Genomic DNA, 23729 nt, shown 5'->3' on the forward strand with positions numbered 1-23729 from the left:
AAAGATATCAGACGTGAATTTTGCAGATACTCATTACTTTATTTTGATTGTACCGTTCTGCCTGATATTAATGGGCAGTTTACTTTTGATCTGCCATTATTTTTTTAAGGCACCTACATATTTATTTTGGTTGGGTCTCGGATATATCGTGCCATCATTTTCTTTAGCTGCACAAAGCTTTATGTCTAACCAACAATTAACATTTTCTGCTCCACTTTTAGGTGGTTTATACCTATTTGGCGCGTGGGCCAGTGCATATACTATGGCATTAAGAAAGAACGCCAGTTCACATACTTTAGCCGCTTTTATCTTGATCTTCATCACAATATGCTTGTTGGTCTATTATTCTTTTGTTGATGAACAGCTATGGATGCGGATGCTGATTTTAAACCTTAGCATTGCCGTAGTTGAATCCTTGGTTTTGGCTTCAATTTTTAAAAATGATAAGCAAAGTGATTGGTTAAATAAGCTGGTCGATTATTCTTACCTTTTTATTGTTTTATATACTTTTTTTCGCGTCATTATTATTTTCTTTTTTTTGAAAAATATTCAAGCCAATATGCTTGTAAATTCAGTATGGTGGTTAATGATGCTTGCTGCCAGTATTATCCTGAGCATGTGGTTTGCGATCGTACTTATAGGAACATTAGTTCGAGACATTATTTTGAAATTAAATGATGAACGTTGTAGAGATCCATTAACGCATCTACTCAATCGCCGTGGATTTTATGACGCAGCTAAAATAAATTTAATTTATTTATCAGATAGACAATATTTTTTGTTAATGTGTGATGTTGATCATTTTAAAAAAATTAATGATACCTATGGACATCTGGTCGGTGATCAGATTTTGCAAAGTGTAGGTCGTCTTGTCAGTCAGCATGTCGGTGAAAAGGGCTTAGTTGGACGTTTTGGTGGTGAAGAGTTTATTGTTTTATTACAAGTTGAAGATCTCAGTGAGGCTTATAAAATTGCTGAGCGTATGCGGATTGCTATTGAAACTGAGCAATTTTTAACTCAATCCATCTTATTGACAGCCAGCTTTGGCTTAACACAAGTGAGACATCGTAATTTAGCGAGTGGTATAGAAGCTGCTGACAAACTTTTGTATGTGGCCAAACGTAGAGGACGAAACTGTATTGCCCAAGATGCATGAATTAAATTTATGGGAATTTAACTTTGTCATAATGCTAAAACATTATAAAAACCCAGTAAAATAGTTTAGAAAGCATCAACTTCCTGTCATACTACAGCACTACAAAATGGATACTTTTAAATCGAGGTAAAAAACGTGATTTCAGTGGGTATTGTCGGTGGAACAGGTTATACAGGCGTTGAATTGTTGCGTCTTTTACTACGACATCCAAATGTTCAAGTGAATGTACTGACATCACGTACCGAAGATGGTCGCCGTGTGGATGATATATTTCCAAGCTTACGTGGGCACACAGACCTTAAGTATTCAGATTTAAACATTGATGAATTAAAAAAATGTGATGTTGTGTTTTTTGCGACCCCGCATGGTGTGGCAATGCAGCATGCACAACAACTTTTGGCAGCAAATACCAAAGTTATCGATTTAGCCGCTGATTTTCGCTTGCAGAATTTAGCACATTTTGAAAAATGGTATGGGATGCAGCATGCCTGCCCAGAGATACTGAAAGACTCTGTTTATGGTTTATCGGAACTTAATCGTGAACAAATTAAAAATGCCAATGTTGTCGGTAACCCGGGTTGTTACCCAACCACTGTTCAGTTGGGATTAGCGCCACTTTTTAAGCAAGCTGAAACATTGGTTAAACCAGAAAGTATTATCATTGATGCGAAATCTGGTGTATCAGGTGCAGGGCGTAAAGCTAGTCTAGGCATGATTTATTCTGAAAATGCAGATAATTTTAAAGCCTATGGCGTTGCTGGACATCGTCATCATCCTGAGATTGTAGAAGCATTAGAAAATATTTCGGGTCAAAAAAATGTATTTGATCAGATTCTTTTTGTACCACATTTGGTTCCGATGATTCGTGGTATGTTCAGTACAATCTATGTTGATTTGACAGAGCAAGGCGCAGCAGCAGATTTACAAAGTCTTTATGAAAAATTTTATGCAAATGAAATGTTTGTAGATGTAATGCCTGCAAATAGTTCACCAGAAACACGTTCTGTACGTGGTGCAAACCAACTGAGAATTGCACTGTATAAACCGCATCCGAACAAGTTAATTGTTTTGTCTGTTCAAGACAATTTAGTCAAAGGTGCGGCAGGACAGGCTGTACAAAATATGAACTTAATGTTTGGTTTTACTGAAGATGCTGGTCTACAAAGTATCGGATTATTACCATAAAAAACGCTTTATTGCTTCACACACATATAACTTTGCGGTTAAATGTGTGTTTTGATTCTATCAATAATACTTAGAGATGATGATGCAGAACACAGAAACAAATACCGCGTCACAACCAGCTCAAGCACCGAAAAAGCCTTTTTTAAAAGGGAATATGCCTTTGGTGATCGGTGGGGTTGTATTATGTGCTGGCAGTGTGATTTTAGGTTATACAGTTGGACATCGCCAAGGGCTAACGGTAGTCGGTTTTGATGCAGATGCAGAACAGTTGGTAGAAGTTGTGAAGCAACAAAAAACAACGCTGGCTAATTTAAACAAAAGCTTAAATGCTGCTGTGCAGGAACGAGACGTGGCTGTTTCGAATTCTAACGATTTGTTAGAGTCATTGAACAAAGCCAATGCTGAAAAATCACAAGTAGATGTGATGAGTGCAATTTATCGTGAAGTGTTAAAACAACGTGGTGGTTTGAGTTTAACAATTCAAAATTTGGCCGTTAAGCCATTACCTGAAAACGCTTATGAATATCAGCTTGATCTTATTCAAGTCAGTCCAAGACGTGCGACCGGTTCCGTTGAAATTCGTTTGATTAGTGGTACTGAGGTGTTAACAGTGCCAATGGCAGATGCGAATTATAACTTTACTGATTATGAGCGTTTAACAGGACGTTGGACTATGCCTAAGGGTTTTAATCCACAATTTATCGAAATCCGTCTAAATGGTGCCACACCAGTGGTTAAACGTTTTAGTTGGTCACGTGGGCAAGCTGTAGACAGTGCAGCAGCGTTCGCTGCAGAGGTTCCTCAAGCTGCGGCTAATTCTCAATAAATCATAAGTATTTTGAAAAATATGCGAACTAATAAACGTCAAATGAGTTTAAATGAAGTGAAATCGTCATTCCGTGATTCAGGATTTATAGATTGGCACTTGAGTATTCGTATAAGTAATTCAGAAGATCCAAACCATCCAGACCATGATCAAGCGGATGTTGCAGTACAAACTGCACCACCTGAAGTGAAGCGACCACCGATGTATTCTGTCGTTTTATTGAACGATGATTACACTCCGATGGACTTTGTTATTGAAATTTTACAACAATACTTTGCTTTGAATCTTGACCAAGCCACTCAAGTAATGTTAACAGTACATTATGAAGGAAAAGGTGAAGCTGGTGTTTATCCAAGAGACATTGCGGAGACTAAAGCCAACCAAGTTAATAACTACGCTCGATCTCAAGGTCATCCATTGCTTTGTCAGATTGAGCCAAAAGAATAAGGGGGTTTCATGCTCAGTCGTCAATTAGAAGTTTCACTCCGTTTGGCTGTTAGCATGGCTCGTCAAAAGAGACATGAGTTTCTTACGGTTGAACATTTATTATTGGCTTTACTTGATAACGATTCAGCGGTAAATGCACTAAAAGCATGTGGTGCTGAGATTATCAGTTTGCGCAAAGAGTTAGAGGAGTATGTAGAACAACATACGCCTAAACTAGGAGAAAACAACGACCAAGCCCCTCATCCAACTGAAAGTTTTGACCGTATCTTACAACGTGCAATTTTCCACGTTCAGTCAAGTGGTGGTGACCGCACAGTAGAGGGTGCAGATGTACTGGTTGCGATGTACTCTGAACGAGATTCTTTTGCCGTTTATTTACTAAAACGACATCAAATCAATCGTTTGACTTTAACCCAATATTTGTCACACGGTGCGCGTAAAGAAGAAATTCAAGTTGAAGAAGAATCTGATGATTTAGAAGGTGAATCAAGTGCTTCAGCAAATGCTGGACCTCTTGAACTTTATACCTTGAATTTAAATATTGAAGCGCAAAAAGGCAAAACTGATCCTTTAATTGGGCGTGAAAAAGAAATTGAACGAACTGCTCAAATTCTTTGCCGTCGCCGTAAAAACAACCCATTGCTTGTGGGTGATCCTGGTGTGGGTAAAACATCGATTGCTGAAGGTCTGGCATGGTTGATTGTGAATGGTAAAGCGCCTAAGCCACTTGCGACTGCTGAAGTGTTTAGTTTAGACATCGGTGCATTGGTTGCGGGTACAAAATACCGTGGTGACTTTGAAAAACGCTTGAAACAGCTTCTCAATGCTTTGAAAAAGAAACCAGAAGCAATTTTATTTATTGATGAAATTCATATGATCATTGGTGCTGGCTCAAGTATGGGCAGTACCATGGACGCATCGAATTTAATCAAACCTGCGTTGGCAAATGGTAGTTTACGTTGTATTGGTTCAACCACATTCCAAGAATATCGCCAAGTATTTGAAAAAGATCATGCACTATCACGCCGTTTCCAAAAGATCGATGTGAATGAGCCTTCTATTTCGGAGACAATTGATATTTTGCGTGGTTTGAAAAGCAAGTTTGAAGATTTCCATCATGTTAAATATGAAGATACTGCGCTAGTTTCAGCGGTTGAGTTGTCTGCTAAATTTATTAATGATCGTTTCTTGCCAGACAAGGCGATTGATGTGATTGATGAAGCTGGTGCACAGCGTCGTTTAAAAGCTGAACAAGATGATACCTTGATTACAGTTGAAAATATCGAAGATATTATTTCGAAGATTGCACGTATCCCGCCAAAAACAGTATCTAAAGATGATAAATCGGTACTTGAATATCTAGAGCGTGATCTTAAACGTGTGGTATTTGGTCAAGATGAAGCGATTACAGCTTTGGCTTCTGCGATTAAACTGTCACGTGCAGGTTTGAAAGCACCAGATAAACCCGTAGGTAGTTTTGTTTTTGCTGGTCCTACAGGTGTTGGTAAAACAGAAGTGACCAAGCAGTTGGCAAAACAGTTGGGTGTAGAGCTTGTTCGTTTCGATATGTCTGAATATATGGAACGTCATGCGGTTTCTCGTTTGATTGGTGCGCCTCCAGGTTATGTTGGTTATGATCAAGGTGGTTTACTGACTGACGCCATTCATAAGAATCCACACTGTGTCCTGTTATTAGATGAAATTGAAAAAGCACATCCAGATGTTTTTAACTTGCTATTGCAAGTCATGGATCATGGAGCTTTAACTGACAATAATGGACGTAAGTCTGATTTCCGTAATGTGATTATTGTATTGACTACGAATATTGGTGCTGAAAGTATTTCTCGTAACAGTATCGGCTTTACTGAACAAGACAACAGTCATGACAATCAGGAAGCGATGAAACGTGCATTTGCACCAGAATTCCGTAATCGTTTAGATGGCGTAATTCAGTTTAAAGCATTGCCTACCACAGTGATTGAGTCTGTTGTTGATAAGTTCTTAACTGAACTTCAAGCCCAGTTAGATGATAAAAAAGTGGTACTTGAAGTCGATCAATCTGCTCGAGATTGGATGGCTGAGAATGGCTATGATCGTTTAATGGGTGCTCGCCCAATGCAACGTTTGATTCAAGAACATTTGAAGAAACCACTTGCTGAGATGATTCTATTTGGTGAGCTTGCAGATCATGGTGGTAACGTTGCTGTCTCTGTGAAGAAAGAAAATGGTAAGGCTGTAGGGCTGACATTAGAAGTCTTTGAAGATCAGACTGCTGAACCAGCATAGTTGTGAATGAGCTTTAAAATAACCCGCATTGATTGCGGGTTATTTTTTGAATTATGCGCTTATAAAATATCAATTTTCTTTAACCAAGTTAAGAATAATGTCGGCCATTGTGTTGTTTCAGTATTGGCTTTGCCTAAGCCCCAACCATGTCCACCATTTTTGAAAAGATGTAATTCATAAGCGATCTTGTGTTGCTGCAAAGCGGTTTGCATATTGAGGCTATTCTGAACAGGTGAAATCGGATCATCGATGGCGTGTGCTAAAAAGGTTGGAGGTGTATTCTGTTTGACTTGTAAATCTACTGAAAACAAGATTTGTTTGGCTAAATCATGTTTTGATCCAAATAAGCTTTTATAAGCATGGGTATGATCTAGCGGCGCTTGCATACTAATGATTGGATAGAGTAGCGCCACAAAATTAGGCTGAGCGGAAATTTGATCAATCGGATCATTAAAACTCGAAAATTGTTGTTGCCATTGTGTCGCAATGATTCCAGCTAAATGCCCACCTGCGGAGAAACCCAGTACACCAATTTTGTCTGGATCAATGTTGAATTGATTTGCATGATAACGAATGATACGCAGGGCTCTTTGGCCATCTTCAAAGGGCGCAAGCAGATTATTACCATCCTGATTAGGTAAGCGGTAGATTAATTCAAATACGGTAAATCCCTGTTCTTGTAAAAACTGTGCAGTTGGCGTGCTTTCTTTGGCCAATTGCTCTCTGGCATAACCCCCACCACTAATGACTAAAATAGCGATGTGATTGCTCTGTTTGGGGCAATATACCCACAGTTGAGGAGAGTTGATATGCTCAATAGCACCATGCTTATTTATCGTAAATTGTTCATTGGATGTTGCCAGTGTCGCGCTATTGGGCCATAGTGGAAGACTTAGTGTTGCTGCATCTACATTTTGGCTAAGCCATAGGAAAATGAAGAAATTAAACACGAAATGATTTATTTTCATCCATAAAAAGCCAAAAATTGTAGATGCTGATATTTTATCCTGTTTTAAACAGCGCAAACTCATCAATATATTTTAAAAATGTATGCTTTTGTGGATGAGGCAAACAATAAGTACAATTTATAGATAAAAGCTTAGCCGTTTTAGTATGCTCAAAATTTTATTGCTTAGCTCGCGTGAAAATCACATATACTCTAACTTCATGATTATTCTTTGAGTATCAATGGACATTGCATTTACTAAAATTTTAACTACGATTTTATTATTTCTTGTCACAGCTGTTGCAGAAATTTTAGGTTGTTATTTTCCTTATTTGATTCTGAATCAAAATAAAAGTCATTGGTTATGGATTCCTACCGTTTTAAGTTTGGCGGTATTTGTCTGGCTATTGACCTTGCATCCTGCTGCTTCAGGGCGTATTTATGCCGCATATGGTGGTATCTATATCTTTAGTGCACTGATGTGGCTGAAATTTGTCGATCAAGTCAGTTTAACTCGCTGGGATTTGTTTGGTGGCTGTATTGTAATCATTGGGGCTTTGGTGATTATTCTGCAACCGCAAGGTTTGATTCGTTAAGTCTTCAACAGCATCATTTTACAGTATCTTGTGTTGCTTCAAGTTGATTGATCTTACATACTTTGGGAATTGCTTTACGATATGCAGCATAATCCTGTTTATATTGTTTAAACCATTTCTGATATTCAGGATTCAGCCTTAAATTGGCAAGATTCGGTTCATTTTCAAAAGAGGATGGTTCTGTATTGTTCTCATCAGAAAATTCCAATTGTTTTAAGTAGGAGAGTGCTCTATCCGTTTGACTAAGCAGCGCATAGAATTCAGCGAGGAATTCCTTTTCTCGTTGAGTTTGCTTACGGTTCTTATTCACCACAGCTTCAATTTTAACCTGATTATCACGCAACCATTTTTCAGCAAGCTTCGGGTCTTCATGATTGAGATATTTAAAATACTGTTGCGCTAAAATAATAAAATTTCCTGCATCGAAAGCTTGATTGGGATCAGATAAATAGTGAAATAAAGGCTTTTTAAGTATATTAATGAGGCGTTTTTGCTCATTCTTCTCAAGATGATATTTCTGTAACAGCATCAGTTTGTCACTGAGTACAGCATAATAATTTTTCTCATACTCCTCATTGTCTGGTTGTAACTTCATTAAGGTCTCAAATAATTGTTCAGCCTTTAGCAAATAGTTTAGACGTAGCGTTGGGTCTATGTTTTTCCGATAATACACCGACATTTGTGCATAGAATAAACCTAAGTTATTGATTGCGATTGTATCTTTAGGATCACGTTTTTTTAACGCAAAATACGCCTGCTCAGTAAGTTCTTGAAAAGGCTGAGAGAGCGTGGTGCAGTGTTGTTCAAGCAAATATTCAGCGTATCCAGAAGTCAGAATCGCATAGTTGTGTAAATAGACGGAATCGTTGTATTCAATGTCTTTGGCTTTTAACAGTTTTTGCACATTGGGTTGGGCCTTCTGGATTTGAGCCTTAATCTGTGGTTCAATTTTGGCCAGATTTTTGGTTGCTAATACTTGATCGCTTAAATCTTCTATGGCTTGAATTTCATCATCGTTGATATCTGCATAGCTAATTGAAGCGTTGAGTGATAATAAAAAAATAAGAATTTTAATTTTCATTGTTGATTCTGCGTTTATCTATTCTTTGAAATAATTGTATACAAGCCAAGAAGAAACATCAAAAATTGTTCTATTGGAATTAAAAAAGCATCCAGTAAACTGAATGCTTTTTTTCTTAGCGGTCATCCATGACTATTGAATAGGTGGATGCTGTAATTGGTTTAACTCTTTTTTACTGAAACCTCTAGAGACAAGTACCTTCTTAATCCCAGTAATCACATCCTGATCTGTCGCTTTCATCAAAGCTGATAAAAGTTGATCATTGGATTTACAAGAGCAATCATTTTCAACACATGCAATTTGATTTTTATGTTCATTTTGCAATGTATCTTCAGCCGTAAACAGCTTTTGCCAAAAACTCATAGAGCCTTCATACACAACCTAACATAGTTCGAAATATAGCCGTTTTTTAATAAAATACAAGATCTGAGAGAAATAGATGATCGAGTTATAGGCTGATTTTTTCGATGATTTGAGATGTTTTAAACGGTTTGTTAAAAGACCATGATTTAAATGAATTATAACTTAATGATATATCAATAAATAATTTAAACAAATAGCTGCCATGTCAATTTACATGGCAGCCAAATCTTGTAATAAATTGTTTAAATTTTTTCGAGAAGAACTCCAGATTCTACATGATGGGTGTAAGGGAATTGATCAAACATCGCAAATTTCACAATCTTATGGGTTTTAAGCAAGGTTTTTAAATTGTCGTGTAATGTATCTGGATTGCATGAAATATAAAGAATACGTTGAAAACCTTGCAAAAGCATTAACGTATCGTCATCAATTCCTGCACGCGGTGGATCGACAAAAACTGTATCAAACTCATAACCCTGAATGTCTATTTCTGCTTCTTGTAAACGACGGAATTCACGTTCTCCGTTATAGGCCTGAGTAAACTCTTCTGCTGAAAGACGTGCAACTTGAATATTGTCGATCTGATTTTGTTGAATATTCCACTGTGCCGCGTAGACCGAAGATTTTGCTAATTCAGTTGCCAAAACATGGTTAAAGCTCAAGGATAAGGGTAGGGTAAAGTTACCATTACCACAGTATAACTCGAGTAAGTCTTTATTTTTGCCCTCTACTGACTGACAAGCCCATTGCAACATTTTTTGGCAAACTTGTGCATTGGGTTGAGTAAAGCTACTTTCAATTTGCTTATATTGAAATTTACGCTCAAAGACTTTTAATTCTTCAACAACAAATTCATCGGTTAAGATAACTTTTTGTCCGCGACTGCGGCCAATGATTTTAACATTCAACTTATCAGCCAATTGTTTTGCTAAAACTTCCCATTCTTCACTGAGTGGTGCACGATAAATCAATGAAACCAGCATTTCGCCCTTGAGCGTTGCTAAAAAATGCACTTCAAAAAGACGTTTTGATAAGACTAAATCGGCTTTTAGCTCAGCCAATAAAACTGGCATGAGCTGATTTATACTTCGATCTGCAATCGGAAATTCATCAATGCGAGCAACGGTTTTTTGTTGATTTTCATCTCGTTCAAACATGGCATAGAACATATCATCTTCGGTATGCCAAATTCTGAATTCTGCACGCATACGAAAGTTTTGTTCAGGTGAAGCAAATACTTCTAATGATGGTGGATTAAATTCTGCGAATTGAGTTTGGATTCGTTCAATTTTGGCATCAAGCTGTTGTTGATAAGATGAAGTCATATAAATCAGAAAAACATTGGAATTAAGCAGTAGCGATGGTATCAAAAATAGGAACAGATGGACACAATATTGCAGTCCATCTTTGTCAATTTATTGAGAATGGCTTGTGTATTTAATAATCCTAAGTTTTCTTTAGCAAAACGATAATGTGGAGCAACCGTTTAACACTTGCTTAAGTGCTTAACCAAATAATCAATAAAAACTCTTACTGCAGGAAGTAAGCCACGGCGCGAAGGATAAACAGCATGAAAGATCCCATGCGGTGCTTTCCAGTTAGGTAAGACACGGACCAATTCACCTGTTGCGACAAAATCATTGGCAATGGTGTCTGGAAGTAAGGCAATACCACAATTTTGACTGGCTAATTTTGCCAACATCATTAAATCGGAACCCATGAGTATAGGGTTAACTTTAATTTTTTTCTGCTGGTTTTCACTGTCATGTAACACCATTTGTTGGTCTAAATGTTCATCAACCATACTTAAAATGCGGTGTTCAGACAAGTCTTCAGGTTTTTTCAGCATACCAAATTCATTTAAATATGCTTGACTTGCAAGGAGATGCTGTTCAATTTGTCCAAATTTTCTCAGCACTAAGCTCGGGTCATCATCTAGATTTGCGCGAACACGCAAGGCAACATCAAAACCTTCATTGATAATATCTACTCGGCGATTACTCACTAGAAGTTGTACTCTGATTTCAGGGTAAGCTTTTAAAAAATCGGGAAGAATTTTGGATAATTCACTTTGTGCAACAGTTACAGGGACACTTACTTTAATAACACCACGAGGTTGTTCGCTAAGATGATCGACCAAATCATGCGCTGATTGTGCAGCATTCATCATCACTTGGGCATGGCGGTAAATATTCATACCAATGTCAGTAACAGCAAAATGACGAGAACTCCGCTGAATTAAACGAACTCCTAATTTTTCTTCTAAATTATATACACGGCGACTGAGCTTGGATTTAGGGATATCCGTTGCACGTTCAGCCGCACTGAATCCCCCATGCTCTACAACCAAACCAAAGCAGTAAAAGTCATCCAAATCAGTGAGCATAAATACATTCCATAATTGCAACAATGATGCACTATTAAACTTAACTGTTGCATCAAGTCAACTTATTAATTGTGAAAATTTTCTAAGATTAGGCATTGCCTGTCATGAGAATATTCTGAACTTGCTTATATTCTTCTAATCTCAAAAGGTCTTTAGTCGTCGGGTGTGGAATACGGGTGATATCCATGTTATCAGCAACATCTGCCAGTTTTACCACACGTGCAATTGGATTCTTTACTGTACGGTAGGCAGCTTCGATTCTAGATTCGCCTTCTTTTTTGGTTAAGGCAACAACGGCATCGACAATTTCTTGACTAAAGCCAAGTGAGATTAAATCGACCACAGTGGTATCGGTATCTTCCAAGATGTCGTGTAATACAGCAACAATCTGTTGATTGGGTGTTTTAACTTTGAACATCAACCTCAGAGGGTGAAAAATATAAGGCTGTTGTGCTTTATCTTTTTGGCCTGCGTGTTTACGAGCTGCTAAAGCAATCGCTTTTTCAATCGTTGACATAATATCCTTAGCTTTGTTTCGTGTATTTATTAAATATTAAAAGCAGTTTTAGATTTATCTAAAACGAGTGTTAAATTTCTCTAACTCGTTTAAAATACAATTTTATTCTGTTCCAAAGCGTATGCCATTTCAACTGATCACTTTAGAAAATTCTCAAGAAAATGTTACATGCCCACATTGCCGACATGCGGTCATTGATTGGAATGAAGAACAATATCTACAACCATGTATGCATACCTTGTTTATTGCGATGGATTTGGGCTTTGAATATATTTCAGATGCATTTGAAGCGACCATGCAGCGTAGCGTCGATGAAATCCATGCTCATGATGATCAGGGATTGAATATTTTAAATGAATTATCTGAGAGTAGTTATCCTCATTATCTGATTTATAAAATAAGCTTAGGTGTTGTAGGGGATCAAGATTTTTATCGTTATATTGGATTTGGCGCTTAAATTTTAAGATTGGTAGTTATTCGGTTTAAATACTGCGCAATTGAATATCGTGTTTCTTTTAGCCTACTCTTATTAAAATTCCAAATAGTAATTAAAAATAGCGGAGTAGGCTTATATTTTCTGTTGTAGGCGCTGTTGATTTCATCTCCTACAACTTGAGTTTTATCATTACAATATAGAAATTAAGCTACATTCTATAAATCTTGAATAAGCTATTGTTTAACTCGAAATCGCGTTATTTTAAAAAAGCACTTTTTGAACGCTCAACTTCAGTCAATAACCATTCAACAAATTTAGCAATGAGAGGCGTTTGCTGTTGTTCTGCATAGACAAAATAATAGGCACGTGAACCTTTTAGTTTTATTTCTGATGCGATAATTAAATCACCTGAGCGCAGTTCTTTTTCCAGGAGTTTTTGTGGAATAAGTGCAACCCCCATATGATGTATTGCTGCCACCGCAAGCATCGAAAATAATTCATGACGTTGTCCTTCTAATGTAAAAGGATGCTCATAACCAGAAACTTCAAACCACTCTTTCCAAATATAGGGGCGTGTGGTTTGTTGAAGTAAGGGCAGCGTGGCAATCTCTTCCGCCGATAAGCTGCGACGTAAATCTCCAGAAGGTTCTCTTAGCTCTGGAAAATGCTTAAAAATTAACTCAGCAGAACACACAGGAACAACATCTTCATTCATTAGATAGTGGACTTTTGCACCTGGCCAATTTTCAATTTGTGCAGGCGTACCTGTATATATTGCAGCGTCAAAAATATGCTCACTGAACAAAAAAGGTTTGGTACTGGTTTCTAAATGAATGGTAATTTCAGGGTATATTTCATTGAATTTATACAGTCGGGGTAGGAGCCAGCGTGTTGCAAATGTCGGTACAACCCCCAATTTTAGAGTACCACCTAAACCCTTATGACTCATTAAATCGAGTGTGCTTTGCTCAATACCCAATAAATGAGTTTTGATGTTTTTATAATAATGCTCACCTGCCTGGGTTAATTCAACGCCATGCCGTGTTCTGTTAAATAAATTGAGTCCTAAAAAATCTTCGAGTTGTTGTACTTGGCGAGATATGGCACTTTGAGTAAGATGCAGCTCCTGAGCTGCAAAGGTATAACTTAGGTGCTTGGCAGCCGCTTCAAAACATATCAGTGATTGTAATGAAGGAATCATTCTACGCATATTCATTCCTTGAATATCAAAGTTAAATAATGGCTAAATTTAATCTATTTATATCTAGCAAAAAGAGCTTAAACCAAAGTAGATGTTTGCAATGAAACTTTCATCAAACCACTTGGTTTTATCTAAAATAAAAATTTATAAGAGGACGTAAAGGTGATAAAAGTTCGCTAAAAAGCCTCGTTTAATACCAACATAATTGAACAGTAGTCATTGAGCGAGTCATGTTATAAAAACACAAGATATGCGTAAATGGAATATCTGAGTGAGTATTAATCGTTTGAAAGTATGAATTTTCACACCTAACATCAGTACTAAGACAACAAGATATGTTCAGCAAAGGATGCTATGAATCAAATGGTTAATTCTACAAAAACGGCACGCGTTCAATTTAACTGGCAAGATCCATTTTTATTGGAACAGCAACTTACTTCTGAAGAACGCATGATTCGTGATGCTGCTTATGCCTATTCTCAAGACAAACTGATGCCAAGAGTTTTGGAACAATTCCGCCATGAAAAAACAGATGCTTCTATTTTTCGTGAAATGGGTGAATTGGGTTTGTTGGGACCGACAATCCCTGAAGAATATGGGGGCGCAGGTTTAAACTATGTCAGCTACGGTCTCATTGCCCGTGAAATTGAACGTGTAGATTCGGGTTATCGTTCAATGGCAAGTGTACAAAGTTCATTAGTGATGGTGCCTATCAATGAATTTGGTACTGAAGAGCAAAAACAAAAGTACTTACCAAAATTAGCTTCTGGCGAGTTTATTGGATGTTTCGGTTTAACAGAACCTGATCATGGTTCAGATCCAGGCAGTATGATTACCCGTGCCAAAAAGGTCGAAGGTGGTTACCGTTTGACTGGTGCAAAAATGTGGATCACCAATAGTCCAATCGCTGATGTATTTGTGGTCTGGGCTAAAGAAGTTTCTGCTGAAGGCAATGTTGGTGAGATTCGTGGTTTTATTCTAGAAAAAGGTTGGGAAGGACTTTCTGCACCTGCGATTCACGGCAAGGTCGGTTTGCGTGCATCGATTACCGGTGAAATTGTAATGGACAATGTTTTTGTTCCTGAAGAAAATGCATTTCCCGAAATTCGTGGTTTGCGTGGACCATTTACTTGTTTAAATAGTGCACGTTACGGTATTGCATGGGGCGCGATGGGGGCGGCAGAGTTTTGCTGGCATACAGCACATCAATATACGATGGATCGTAAACAATTTGGACGTCCACTGGCCGCAAATCAATTGGTGCAAAAGAAACTTGCAGATATGCAAACTGAAATTGCTTTAGGACTGCAGATCGCATTACGCTTTGGACGTATGAAAGATGAAGGCATCGCTTCTGTAGAAGGAACTTCACTGATTAAGCGAAACAATTGTGGTAAAGCCTTAGATATCGCACGTGTTGCTCGTGACATGATGGGTGGCAATGGCATCAGTGATGAATTTGGTGTTGCTCGCCATCTGGTCAATCTTGAAGTCGTCAACACTTATGAAGGTACACATGATGTACATGCCTTAATTCTCGGGCGTGCACAAACAGGTATTGCTGCCTTTAGTAACTAAAAATCAACTGTTTTAAAACAGGGATGCTTAAAGTTAGCATCCCTTATAGGATTTTTTGCCTTAAATTTTATAAAAACTAAGGTAAAAATAAATCAATGATAAAAGGATTCATCGTGAAAAATATCTGATTATTCTTTTAACTCTCATACTTAACTCTAGATTCATGCAATAAAAATAACAAAGAAATAAGTAGAGAGAAAGATAAAAAGTGACCGATGACTCATTTGGGAAAATGAGGTAGAGGAAAATGAACAATGATGTTCGATCAGTTACAACTTCAACAAAATTATCCATGCCATCCAATATTGGAACTTTTGAAAAAATAGGCCCAAATACTTGGAAATGGGCACTTTTATTCGCTTATTTCGCTATGGTCGTCGATGGCGTAGATATCATGTTGTTATCCTATAGCTTAACCAGTTTAAAAGGTGAGTTTGCATTATCTACTTTTCAGGCAGGGGCTTTAGGCAGTGCATCTCTAGCAGGCATGGGGATTGGTGGGATTTTAGGTGGATGGGCATGTGATAAGTTTGGCCGAGTACGTACCATTGCCAATTCTGTATCGTTTTTTTCAGTTGCAACATGTTTGTTAGGCTTTACCCAAAGTTTTGAACAATTTATGGCATTACGATTTATTGGCGCATTAGGGATTGGGGCCCTTTATATGGCATGCAATACCCTTATGGCTGAATACGTTCCTACAACGTATCGAACTACGGTATTGGGTACATTACAAACAGGGCAAACCGTTGGATATATTGTTGCCACATTATTAGCTGGTGCAATTATTCCTGAGCATGGTTGGCGAGTCTTGTTTTTTATCACGGTTATTCCAGCTTTTATCAATATTTTCTTGCAACGCTTTGTACCTGAACCAAAGTCTTGGCAGCTCAACAAAATCAATCAGCTTCAAGGCAAAAAACCAGTTGAAGCCACAGTACCAGAGAAACCGAAAAGTGGCAGTATTTATAAACAAATTTTTGCCAACTTTAAGCATCGTAAAATGTTTTTATTGTGGATGACTACGGCATTCTTCTTACAATTTGGTTACTACGGAATCAACAATTGGATGCCAAGTTATCTAGAAACAGAAGTGCATATGAACTTTAAGAATATGACCAGTTATATGGTGGGTTCATACACAGCAATGATTTTAGGTAAGATCTTAGCGGGATATCTGGCTGATAAATTTAATCGTCGTGCAGTATTTGTGTTCGGTACTATAGCCAGCGCTGTCTTCTTACCTGTGATTATTATCTTTAATACACCAGACAATATTTTGTACTTATTGATCACTTTTGGTTTCTTATATGGCATTCCTTATGGCGTAAATGCGACCTATATGGCGGAATCATTTTCTACTGATGTGCGAGGTACAGCAATTGGTGGTGCATATAACATTGGGCGAGTGGGTGCAGCTATTGCCCCAGCAACCATTGGTTTCCTTGCTTCGGGCGGAACATTTATGACGGCATTTATCGTGATGGGCGCAGCTTACTTTGTTGCAGGGGTACTGCCTGGCTTATTTATCAAAGATCGTCAATATGACCCACAACAACAATAGTCAACGCTTGTTTAAACAGATTTAATAAATCGCAAAATTGAGGAGTATTCACTTACTCCTTACATAGAGGTAGAACATATGGGTGCATTACAAGGAGTTCGAGTTTTAGATTTGAGTCGAGTACTGGCAGGTCCGTGGTGTGGACAAGTTCTTGCAGATCTAGGCGCCGAAGTGATTAAGATTGAACGCCCTAAAGTGGGTGATGATACCCGTATGTGGGGTCCGCCTTGGATGCGTGATCAACAGGGTAAAGCGACACGAGAATCTGGGTATTACCAATCTGCGAATCGCAATAAATCCTCAGTGGCAATTGATATGGCAACGCAAGATGGACAGCGATTATTACAACAAATGGTGAAAACCGCAGATATTGTGATTGAAAACTTTAAAGCAGGTTGCTTGAAAAAATATGGATTGGATTATGAAACCCTCAAGCACATTAATCCAAAATTGATCTATTGCTCTATCACTGGTTTTGGTCAAGATGGACCGCGTGCAGAAGAACCGGGTTATGACTTTATCATTCAAGGTATGTCTGGCTTGATGAGTATTACTGGCGAAAAAGAAGGTGAGGTTGGGGCAAGCGCACAAAAAGTTGGTGTAGCAGTGGTCGATATCCAAACAGGGCTATATGCAACAATTGCGATTCAGGCAGCACTGATTTCTCGTCAGCAAACTGGTGTGGGGCAATATATTGATATGTCTTTGCTGGATGTACAGGTTGCTGGACTCGCCAACCAAGGTATGAACTATTTAAGTTCAGGTGTCGCTCCCCAAAGAATGGGCAATCATCATCCCAATATTGTGCCTTATCAGACTTTTAAAGCGCAAGATAAGGAATTTATTCTAGCTTGTGGTAATGATAAACAATTTAAAGACTTATGTATTGCTATTGGAAAACCTGAATTGTTAGATCAACCCAATTATCTCCGTAATCAAGATCGAGTGAAGTATCGTCAAGAATTGGTCAGTTTGTTGTCCGAATATTTTTTATCAAATACCGCAAAGCATTGGGTCGATGTAATTCATGCGGTAAAAGTACCTGTTGGCGTGATTAATTCAGTTGCTGATGCTTTAGATGAACCTCAAATTCAATATCGTAAAATGGTAGTCAATATTCCACATTCAGATAATCCTAATTTTAATGTGATTGGTTCACCGATTAAAATGACAGGAACACCTGTTGAATATCGCAATGCGCCACCACGCTTAGGAGAACATACCAAAGTGATTTTAGAAGAATTTTGTTCAGATGATGAATTATTACAATTAAAGCAACAAGGGGTTATTGAGGGTATTGGCTTATAATCGGCTGATTTTAAGAAATATTGAAATCAAGGCATATGATCAATCAAAGTTATGTCTTAATTGGAGTTCTTCAATGCCGCATTAATCATTCAAACCCTCCTTTTTTAAGGAGGGCTATCCTGAATCATTTAAAATAACAATATGAAAGAATTACGCTGTAGTGGGAATAATCCGTTGTTGCATCAGCACCTGTTGTGCAATATAAGGTTTTTCGTTATCTTGGGGTTGAATTGCATGCCATTGATCATTGGCATTGAGTTCCCAAGCACGAATGTTGTCCTTTAAATAACTGAGTAGCCCATATTCAATAATCTGTTTTTTAAGCTTTTTATCTTCAATCGGGAAGCAAGTTTCGACCCGAGAAAATAAGTTGCGACCCATCCAGTCAGCACTTGCGCAGTATAAGTCCTCATTCGCATCATTATAAAAATAATAAACACGAGTATGTTCTAGGAAGCGCCCAACAATCGAACGAACTTTAATATTTTCAGAAAGCCCTTCAATTTGTGGTCTTAAACAACAGATTGAACGGATAATCAGCTCTATTTTAACCCCAGCTTGAGATGCTTTATACAAAGCTGTAATGAGTTTAGGTTCAGTCAATGCATTGACTTTAATGATGATACGGGCTTTTTTACCTGCTTTTGCATGTGCCGTTTCTTGCTCAATCAAATGTAACAGCTGAGAGTGTAAGGTGAAGGGAGCATGAAAGAGTTTTTTTAACTTTAACAATTTACCCATACCAGTCAGCTCTTGGAAGATCTTATGTACATCTTCACAAATTTCATCATTTGTGGTGAGTAAACCATAGTCGGTATACATTCGTGCATTTCCCGCATGATAGTTGCCTGTACCAAGATGTACATAACGTTTAAGTTTATCGATTTCTCGTCGCACAATTAAAATCATTTTGGCATGGGTTTTATAACCGACAATACCATACACCACAACTGCGCCAGCTTCTTGCAGAAGATTTGCGACGATAATATTGGATTCTTCATCAAAACGCGCACGTAACTCGATAATCGCTGTAACTTCTTTCCCATTGCGAGCAGCTTCTGCCAGCACTTGTACAATTTCCGAGTCTGGGCCACTACGATATAAGGTTTGTTTAATTGCTAAAACATTGGGGTCTTTTGCCGCTTCTTTGAGTAGATTGATAACGGGCTGGAAAGAATCAAATGGATGGTGTAAGAGTAAATCTTGCTTGCTTAATATTTCAAATATTTTATTTGAATTTCTTAGGGCTTTTGGAATAACAGCTTGATAAGGCTTAAATCTTAATTCTGGAATATCAAAATCGGTAATCAGTCGCGTTAAATTGACAGGACCATTTACTTGATAAAGATGTTGTGGATCTAAATCAAATTGTTCTAATAAATAATCATTAATTGAGTTTGGGCAATTATCTGCGATTTCTAAACGAACTGCGCGACCAAAACGACGTGAAGATAATTCATCTTTCAATGCCACTGCCAAATCATCGACATCTTCTGCCAAGGTTAAATCAGCATTACGGGTGACACGGAATTGGTAGCATCCTGTTGCTGTCATACCGGGAAATAAATCACTGATATGTTGTTGGATAATGGCTGACAATAAAATGTAATGTTCTGCACCGTCTGTGAGCTCGTTCGGTAAGCGCACTACACGCGGTAAAGAACGCGGAGCGGGTACAATGGCCAATTCTATTTGACGACCAAAAGCATCTTTTCCTTCTAAGGTGACAATAAAGTTTAAACTTTTATTGACCAAACGCGGGAAAGGGTGAGCAGGATCTAAGCTAATTGGTGTTACAACAGGTTGTACTTGCTTAAAAAAGTAATTTTTAATCCATTCCGCGTGTTTTTCTAAAATGTCATTATATTGGATGAATTTGACGCCATAGTTTTCTAATGCAGGCAATAACACATGATTTAAAGTGTCGTATTGCTCTTGAATCGCAAGATGTGCGTTATGCGAAATTTGCTCAAGAATCACTTCGTTTGGAATACCATCCGGTGCCGTGGTAAGGGTTTTGAAATCCAGTTGTTTCATTAATCCAGCGACACGAATTTCAAAAAACTCATCTAAATTACGTGAAAAAATAATGAGAAAATTCAACCGTTCAAGCAAAGGATGAGCTTCATCTTTTGCTTGGGCTAACACACGTTTATGAAATTCTAGTAAGGAAATTTCACGATTAATATAGCTGCTTGAGCTATGTTGAAATTCAGGCGTGGTTAAACTTTTTGAAGCGGGCATGATCTGCGTCATTTGAAACTGTCTTAACGACCTTGAAGGGCATAGTAAGTATTCTACATGACAAATTTGTTACAGATAGCTAAAATGTTGAAAATTGTCTTAAACTTAAACGATTAAAAAATATTAATTTTTTAATCGTTTAATCATGTAGAAAAAAATAAAATCTGTTTAGACAAAATGCCAATTGATACGATGTACCAAGACAATATTATTACAAATTAAAATTTGCATTGCTCATTTTTGAGTTTGAGCTCATATGTTTTCTGTTCAGACATCAGTTTTATTTTTACATAATAGGGATTTTGGCGTTGGAACTCATTTTCAAAAAGTAAATGACAATTTTCAAGCATACCTTCCATTAAAAGTTGCAGGGTCTTTTCTTTACCCACGCTGTTTGAAAATTGGTTAAAATCTGCTGATGTAATTAAGCCTTGCAAATCAACATGATCATGATACATATGAATTTTCTCAATCACCGTGTTTTGATCAATTTGTACAGGAAGTACGCGAGAGTCTTCTTCACTTAACGCAGTTAAAACATCATCTAAATTTTGTTGATCTATAATTTTATAATGCTGCCCAATCAACTTCTTTTGAATCAAATAATCATCTAATTCAGTTGCATAACTATTCTGAGAAATGAGTAAGTATACTGACATTGCGAATAAAGGAATTATTTTAAATTTCATTTGAATTATACACATATTAAAAGTATGGATTTTATTATACTGAAACAAAAAATAAGCACCATAGTCGGTGCTTATTTTTATTGAAAGAATATAGTTTAGTCTTTGTTTAAATTTTCATTGATTAAAAATTCAACCAAGGCTTTTTGTGCATGTAAGCGGTTTTCTGCTTCATCCCAAACCACCGCATTTTTGTGATCCAGCATATTTTCTGAAACTTCTTCACCACGATGGGCAGGTAGACAATGCATAAATAGACAATCTGGATGTGCTAAATCCATTAGTTTTTCATTGACTTGGTAAGCGGAAAAGGCTTTTTCACGAATTTTTTGTTCTTCTTCTTGGCCCATACTTGCCCAAACATCAGTCACGATCAAATCTGCATTCACTGCTGCGTCTTCTGCCGATTCAAAAAGTTCAACGCAATGTGCAAATTCAGAAAGAAATTCAGGTTTTGGTTCATAGCCTTTCGGTGAAGCAATTTTTAACTTGAAGCCCCACATGTGCGCAGCTTCAATATATGAATTACACATGTTATTGCCATCACCAATCCATGCTACCGTTTTGCCATTGATCGAACCACGATGTTCAACAAATGTTTGTACATCTGCAAGTAGCTGGCAAGGGTGGTGGTCATCAGTTAACGCATTGATAACAGGGACTGTTGAGTATTCAGCAAAACGTTCAACAATATCATGACCAAATGTACGAATTATCACGATATCAAGCATGCTGGATATTACTCGTGCAGAATCTTCAATTGGCTCACCACGACCCAATTGAGTGTCGCGTGATGAAAGGAAAATTGCACTGCCTCCAAATTGGCTCATACCAGCTTCGAAAGATACACGAGTACGGGTACTCGACTTTTCAAAAATCATCCCCATGACTTTTCCAACAAAGGGTTGAAATACTTCGTTGTTGTGTTGTTTTCGCTTTAACTCTTGAGCACGTTCAATGATACGGTTAAGTTCAGCAGTGGATAAATCACGTAAAGTAAGAAAATGTCGTAGAGCCATGGTTACTCCACAATAATTGTTTAGTCAAAACCAATAGGGAAATTGACCAACAATTCATTGTTGGTGGTTGATGAAAATAAAAAGGAGAATCAGCTAATATACTATATGAATATGAAAACGCAAAAAAATTAGACCTTTTGATGTCCCTCTAAGAAGCGATCTACACAATAACTTACGCAGTTGAGTATTTCTTGATCAGAATCTTTGATTTCAATCCCCATTAAAATCCGCCATTCTAAATTTCTGAGTATTCCAAAATAAAATTGTGCTGAAAATAAGGGGTTTGGGCAAGTGAGTATTTGATTTTCTACACAACGCTCTAAGGCGCATGCAATAGAAAGTTGTACTTGCTTTGGTCCCTTCTCATGAATATAGACAGCTAATTGTGGATCCTTTTGGGAGCGCTCTAAAACCAAGCGTATGAAAGCAATATTTTCAGGAATGATCATATGCTTATAAAAGTTAATTAAGGTATTGATCAAATATGCTCTGAGCTCATTCAACGCGGGGTTAAATGGAATACAGATATCCTTAAAAAATAAATCACGACGATAGTCACAGATCGCTGTAAATAGACCTTCTTTACTGCCAAAATATTTGTAAATCGAGGCTTTTGATCCGCCTGCATGATTCACGATGTCATCTAAAGATACTGCATCATAACCGTTCTCTAAAAAAAGATCGTTTGCACTAATCAGTAATGCCAAGCGACGTTCATGCCCACGTTTAGTTTGTGGAAAATCACATCCTGTAGCTTCAACTTGTGCTAAATCTTCGTTCATAAATTACTGATGAAAAATGGGTTGTAACTATTATATCAAAGATGTCAATAAATTTCTTAGCAAACATGCTATTGGAAAAAATGATTAAAAAAAGTGTATAAAAATGAAAAAATGAATCAAAATTCATTTTTCTTTGACTAAAGTTTTAGAGTAATATACCTAAATGGTCATATGCGAAATATAAATTATGACTATACTCAAAACTCAATAAACAAGTGACCACTGTGGAAGGGAATATGACACAACAGACGTCTGCAGGCTTAAGATTTAGACAAGCTCTAGAAGTGGAAAAACCATTACAAATTATTGGTACAGTCAACGCTTATGCAGCGATGATGGCGAAACAGGTGGGTTATAAAGCCATCTATCTTTCTGGTGCTGGTGTGGCAAACTATTCTTATGGTTTACCTGATTTAGGTATGACCAGCTTAGACAATGTATTGGAAGATGTTCGTCGTATTACAGAACGTGTAGATACACCCTTACTTGTTGATATTGATACAGGTTGGGGGGGGGCATTTAATATTGCACGTACAATTAAACAAATGATTAGTGCTGGTGCGGCAGCTGTCCATATTGAGGACCAAGTTGCACAAAAGCGTTGTGGTCATCGTCCAAATAAAGAAATTGTTTCTCAACAAGAAATGGTTGACCGCATTAAAGCAGCAGTTGATGCAAAAACAGACTCCAACTTTGTCGTGATGGCACGTACAGATGCATTGCAAAAAGAAGGGTTGCAAGCCGTGATTGATCGTGCTTGTGCATGTGTCGAGGCTGGCGCAGATGCGATCTTTGCTGAAGCAATGACGGACATTACCATGTATAAAACAGTCTGTGATGCAGTAGGTGTTCCTGTTCTTGCAAATATTACAGAGTTTGGTGATACACCTTATTACACCACTCAAGAGTTAGCTGAACAGGGCATTAGCATGGTGTTGTATCCACTGTCTGCAACACGTGCAATGCAAAAGGCTGCCCTAGAAGTCTTCCGTTCAATTCGTGAAAATGGTACACAAGTCAATGTACTGGATAGCATGCAACAACGAAAAGAACTTTACGAATTCCTTGATTATCACACTTTCGAAAACACTCTAGATAAACTGTTCACCCAGGAGAAATAAT

General features: G+C 37.6%; 22 protein-coding genes. 11 read left to right on the top strand and 11 right to left on the bottom strand.

The annotated features are described in order from the left end of the window. Positions 1-70: 70 nt before the first annotated feature. From ACG9ZL_RS13405 to clpA, 5 genes are all read left to right on the top strand, one after another. On the top strand, positions 71-1156 hold the full coding sequence (locus ACG9ZL_RS13405) for a GGDEF domain-containing protein (RefSeq protein WP_419360471.1): 1086 nt from the start codon (positions 71-73) through the stop codon (positions 1154-1156). 135 nt (positions 1157-1291) lie between these two features. Then, positions 1292-2341 carry an N-acetyl-gamma-glutamyl-phosphate reductase gene (argC, locus tag ACG9ZL_RS13410; RefSeq protein WP_419360388.1) on the top strand — a complete coding sequence of 350 codons (1050 nt, stop codon included), beginning with the start codon at positions 1292-1294 and terminating at the stop codon, positions 2339-2341. Between the two features lie 82 nt (positions 2342-2423). Then, complete coding sequence (locus ACG9ZL_RS13415) at positions 2424-3167, top strand: DUF6776 family protein (protein ID WP_336951393.1); 744 nt, start codon at positions 2424-2426, stop codon at positions 3165-3167. A gap of 21 nt (positions 3168-3188) precedes the next feature. After that, complete coding sequence (gene clpS, locus ACG9ZL_RS13420) at positions 3189-3614, top strand: ATP-dependent Clp protease adapter ClpS (RefSeq protein ID WP_004720737.1); 426 nt, start codon at positions 3189-3191, stop codon at positions 3612-3614. Between the two features lie 9 nt (positions 3615-3623). Continuing rightward, on the top strand, positions 3624-5900 hold the full coding sequence (clpA, locus tag ACG9ZL_RS13425) for an ATP-dependent Clp protease ATP-binding subunit ClpA (protein WP_336951392.1): 2277 nt from the start codon (positions 3624-3626) through the stop codon (positions 5898-5900). Between the two features lie 59 nt (positions 5901-5959). On the opposite strand, the gene ACG9ZL_RS13430 is transcribed toward clpA, so the two are convergent. Continuing rightward, a complete protein-coding gene (locus tag ACG9ZL_RS13430; protein WP_336951391.1) occupies positions 5960-6868 on the bottom strand; it encodes an alpha/beta hydrolase in 909 nt (302 codons plus the stop codon). Between the two features lie 220 nt (positions 6869-7088). Between ACG9ZL_RS13430 and ACG9ZL_RS13435 the strand changes: the two genes are divergently transcribed. Beyond that, positions 7089-7442, top strand: coding sequence for a YnfA family protein (locus tag ACG9ZL_RS13435; RefSeq protein WP_004720731.1), 354 nt, complete (start codon positions 7089-7091; stop codon positions 7440-7442). Between the two features lie 13 nt (positions 7443-7455). Here ACG9ZL_RS13435 and ACG9ZL_RS13440 read toward each other — a convergent pair whose 3' ends face one another. The 5 genes from ACG9ZL_RS13440 to ACG9ZL_RS13460 all read right to left on the bottom strand — a co-directional run bounded on the left by ACG9ZL_RS13440 (position 7456) and on the right by ACG9ZL_RS13460 (position 11789). Beyond that, positions 7456-8523: a hypothetical protein gene (locus ACG9ZL_RS13440; RefSeq protein ID WP_336951390.1), complete on the bottom strand. Its 1068-nt coding sequence runs from the start codon at positions 8521-8523 to the stop codon at positions 7456-7458. Positions 8524-8655: 132 nt separating this feature from the next. Further along, entirely contained in the window at positions 8656-8886 is a 231-nt protein-coding gene (locus tag ACG9ZL_RS13445) for a hypothetical protein (protein WP_336951389.1), read from the bottom strand. Positions 8887-9128: 242 nt separating this feature from the next. Continuing rightward, positions 9129-10211 carry a tRNA (uridine(54)-C5)-methyltransferase TrmA gene (trmA, locus tag ACG9ZL_RS13450; protein ID WP_419360390.1) on the bottom strand — a complete coding sequence of 361 codons (1083 nt, stop codon included), beginning with the start codon at positions 10209-10211 and terminating at the stop codon, positions 9129-9131. A gap of 161 nt (positions 10212-10372) precedes the next feature. After that, positions 10373-11272 carry a LysR family transcriptional regulator gene (locus tag ACG9ZL_RS13455; RefSeq protein ID WP_336951387.1) on the bottom strand — a complete coding sequence of 300 codons (900 nt, stop codon included), beginning with the start codon at positions 11270-11272 and terminating at the stop codon, positions 10373-10375. 88 nt (positions 11273-11360) lie between these two features. After that, the gene (locus ACG9ZL_RS13460) at positions 11361-11789 is read right to left on the bottom strand and encodes a guanosine-3',5'-bis(diphosphate) 3'-pyrophosphohydrolase (RefSeq protein WP_419360392.1); all 429 of its coding nucleotides are present in this window, start codon (positions 11787-11789) and stop codon (positions 11361-11363) included. A gap of 121 nt (positions 11790-11910) precedes the next feature. On the opposite strand from ACG9ZL_RS13460, the gene ACG9ZL_RS13465 reads away from it, so the two are divergent. Then, positions 11911-12246, top strand: coding sequence for a hypothetical protein (locus ACG9ZL_RS13465; protein ID WP_419360394.1), 336 nt, complete (start codon positions 11911-11913; stop codon positions 12244-12246). 235 nt (positions 12247-12481) lie between these two features. Here the strand turns inward: ACG9ZL_RS13465 and ACG9ZL_RS13470 are convergent, their stop codons facing one another. Further along, entirely contained in the window at positions 12482-13435 is a 954-nt protein-coding gene (locus tag ACG9ZL_RS13470; protein ID WP_336951383.1) for a LysR substrate-binding domain-containing protein, read from the bottom strand. Between the two features lie 345 nt (positions 13436-13780). Here ACG9ZL_RS13470 and ACG9ZL_RS13475 point away from each other — a divergent pair, with 345 nt between their 5' ends. The 3 genes from ACG9ZL_RS13475 (at position 13781) to ACG9ZL_RS13485 (ending at position 17876) form a co-directional block, all read left to right on the top strand. Further along, positions 13781-15004 (top strand): acyl-CoA dehydrogenase, encoded by a 1224-nt coding sequence (locus ACG9ZL_RS13475; protein WP_419327485.1) that lies wholly within the window; start codon positions 13781-13783, stop codon positions 15002-15004. A gap of 247 nt (positions 15005-15251) precedes the next feature. Further along, entirely contained in the window at positions 15252-16568 is a 1317-nt protein-coding gene (locus ACG9ZL_RS13480) for an MFS transporter (protein WP_419360395.1), read from the top strand. Between the two features lie 78 nt (positions 16569-16646). Next, positions 16647-17876 (top strand): CaiB/BaiF CoA transferase family protein, encoded by a 1230-nt coding sequence (locus tag ACG9ZL_RS13485; RefSeq protein WP_419360397.1) that lies wholly within the window; start codon positions 16647-16649, stop codon positions 17874-17876. 150 nt (positions 17877-18026) lie between these two features. Here ACG9ZL_RS13485 and ppk1 read toward each other — a convergent pair whose 3' ends face one another. From ppk1 to ACG9ZL_RS13505, 4 genes are all read right to left on the bottom strand, one after another. Then, complete coding sequence (gene ppk1, locus ACG9ZL_RS13490) at positions 18027-20132, bottom strand: polyphosphate kinase 1 (RefSeq protein WP_419360398.1); 2106 nt, start codon at positions 20130-20132, stop codon at positions 18027-18029. Positions 20133-20338: 206 nt separating this feature from the next. Beyond that, complete coding sequence (locus ACG9ZL_RS13495; RefSeq protein ID WP_336951377.1) at positions 20339-20809, bottom strand: hypothetical protein; 471 nt, start codon at positions 20807-20809, stop codon at positions 20339-20341. 95 nt (positions 20810-20904) lie between these two features. Next, entirely contained in the window at positions 20905-21825 is a 921-nt protein-coding gene (gene argF / locus ACG9ZL_RS13500) for an ornithine carbamoyltransferase (protein ID WP_419360400.1), read from the bottom strand. A gap of 128 nt (positions 21826-21953) precedes the next feature. Next, positions 21954-22607: a TetR/AcrR family transcriptional regulator gene (locus ACG9ZL_RS13505; protein ID WP_336951375.1), complete on the bottom strand. Its 654-nt coding sequence runs from the start codon at positions 22605-22607 to the stop codon at positions 21954-21956. A 236-nt stretch (positions 22608-22843) separates the two neighbouring features. Here ACG9ZL_RS13505 and prpB point away from each other — a divergent pair, with 236 nt between their 5' ends. Then, entirely contained in the window at positions 22844-23728 is an 885-nt protein-coding gene (gene prpB, locus ACG9ZL_RS13510) for a methylisocitrate lyase (protein WP_004720700.1), read from the top strand. Position 23729: the final 1 nt, after the last annotated feature.

Source organism: Acinetobacter legionensis, from assembly GCF_048551735.1.
Taxonomy (GTDB): Bacteria; Pseudomonadota; Gammaproteobacteria; order Pseudomonadales; family Moraxellaceae; genus Acinetobacter.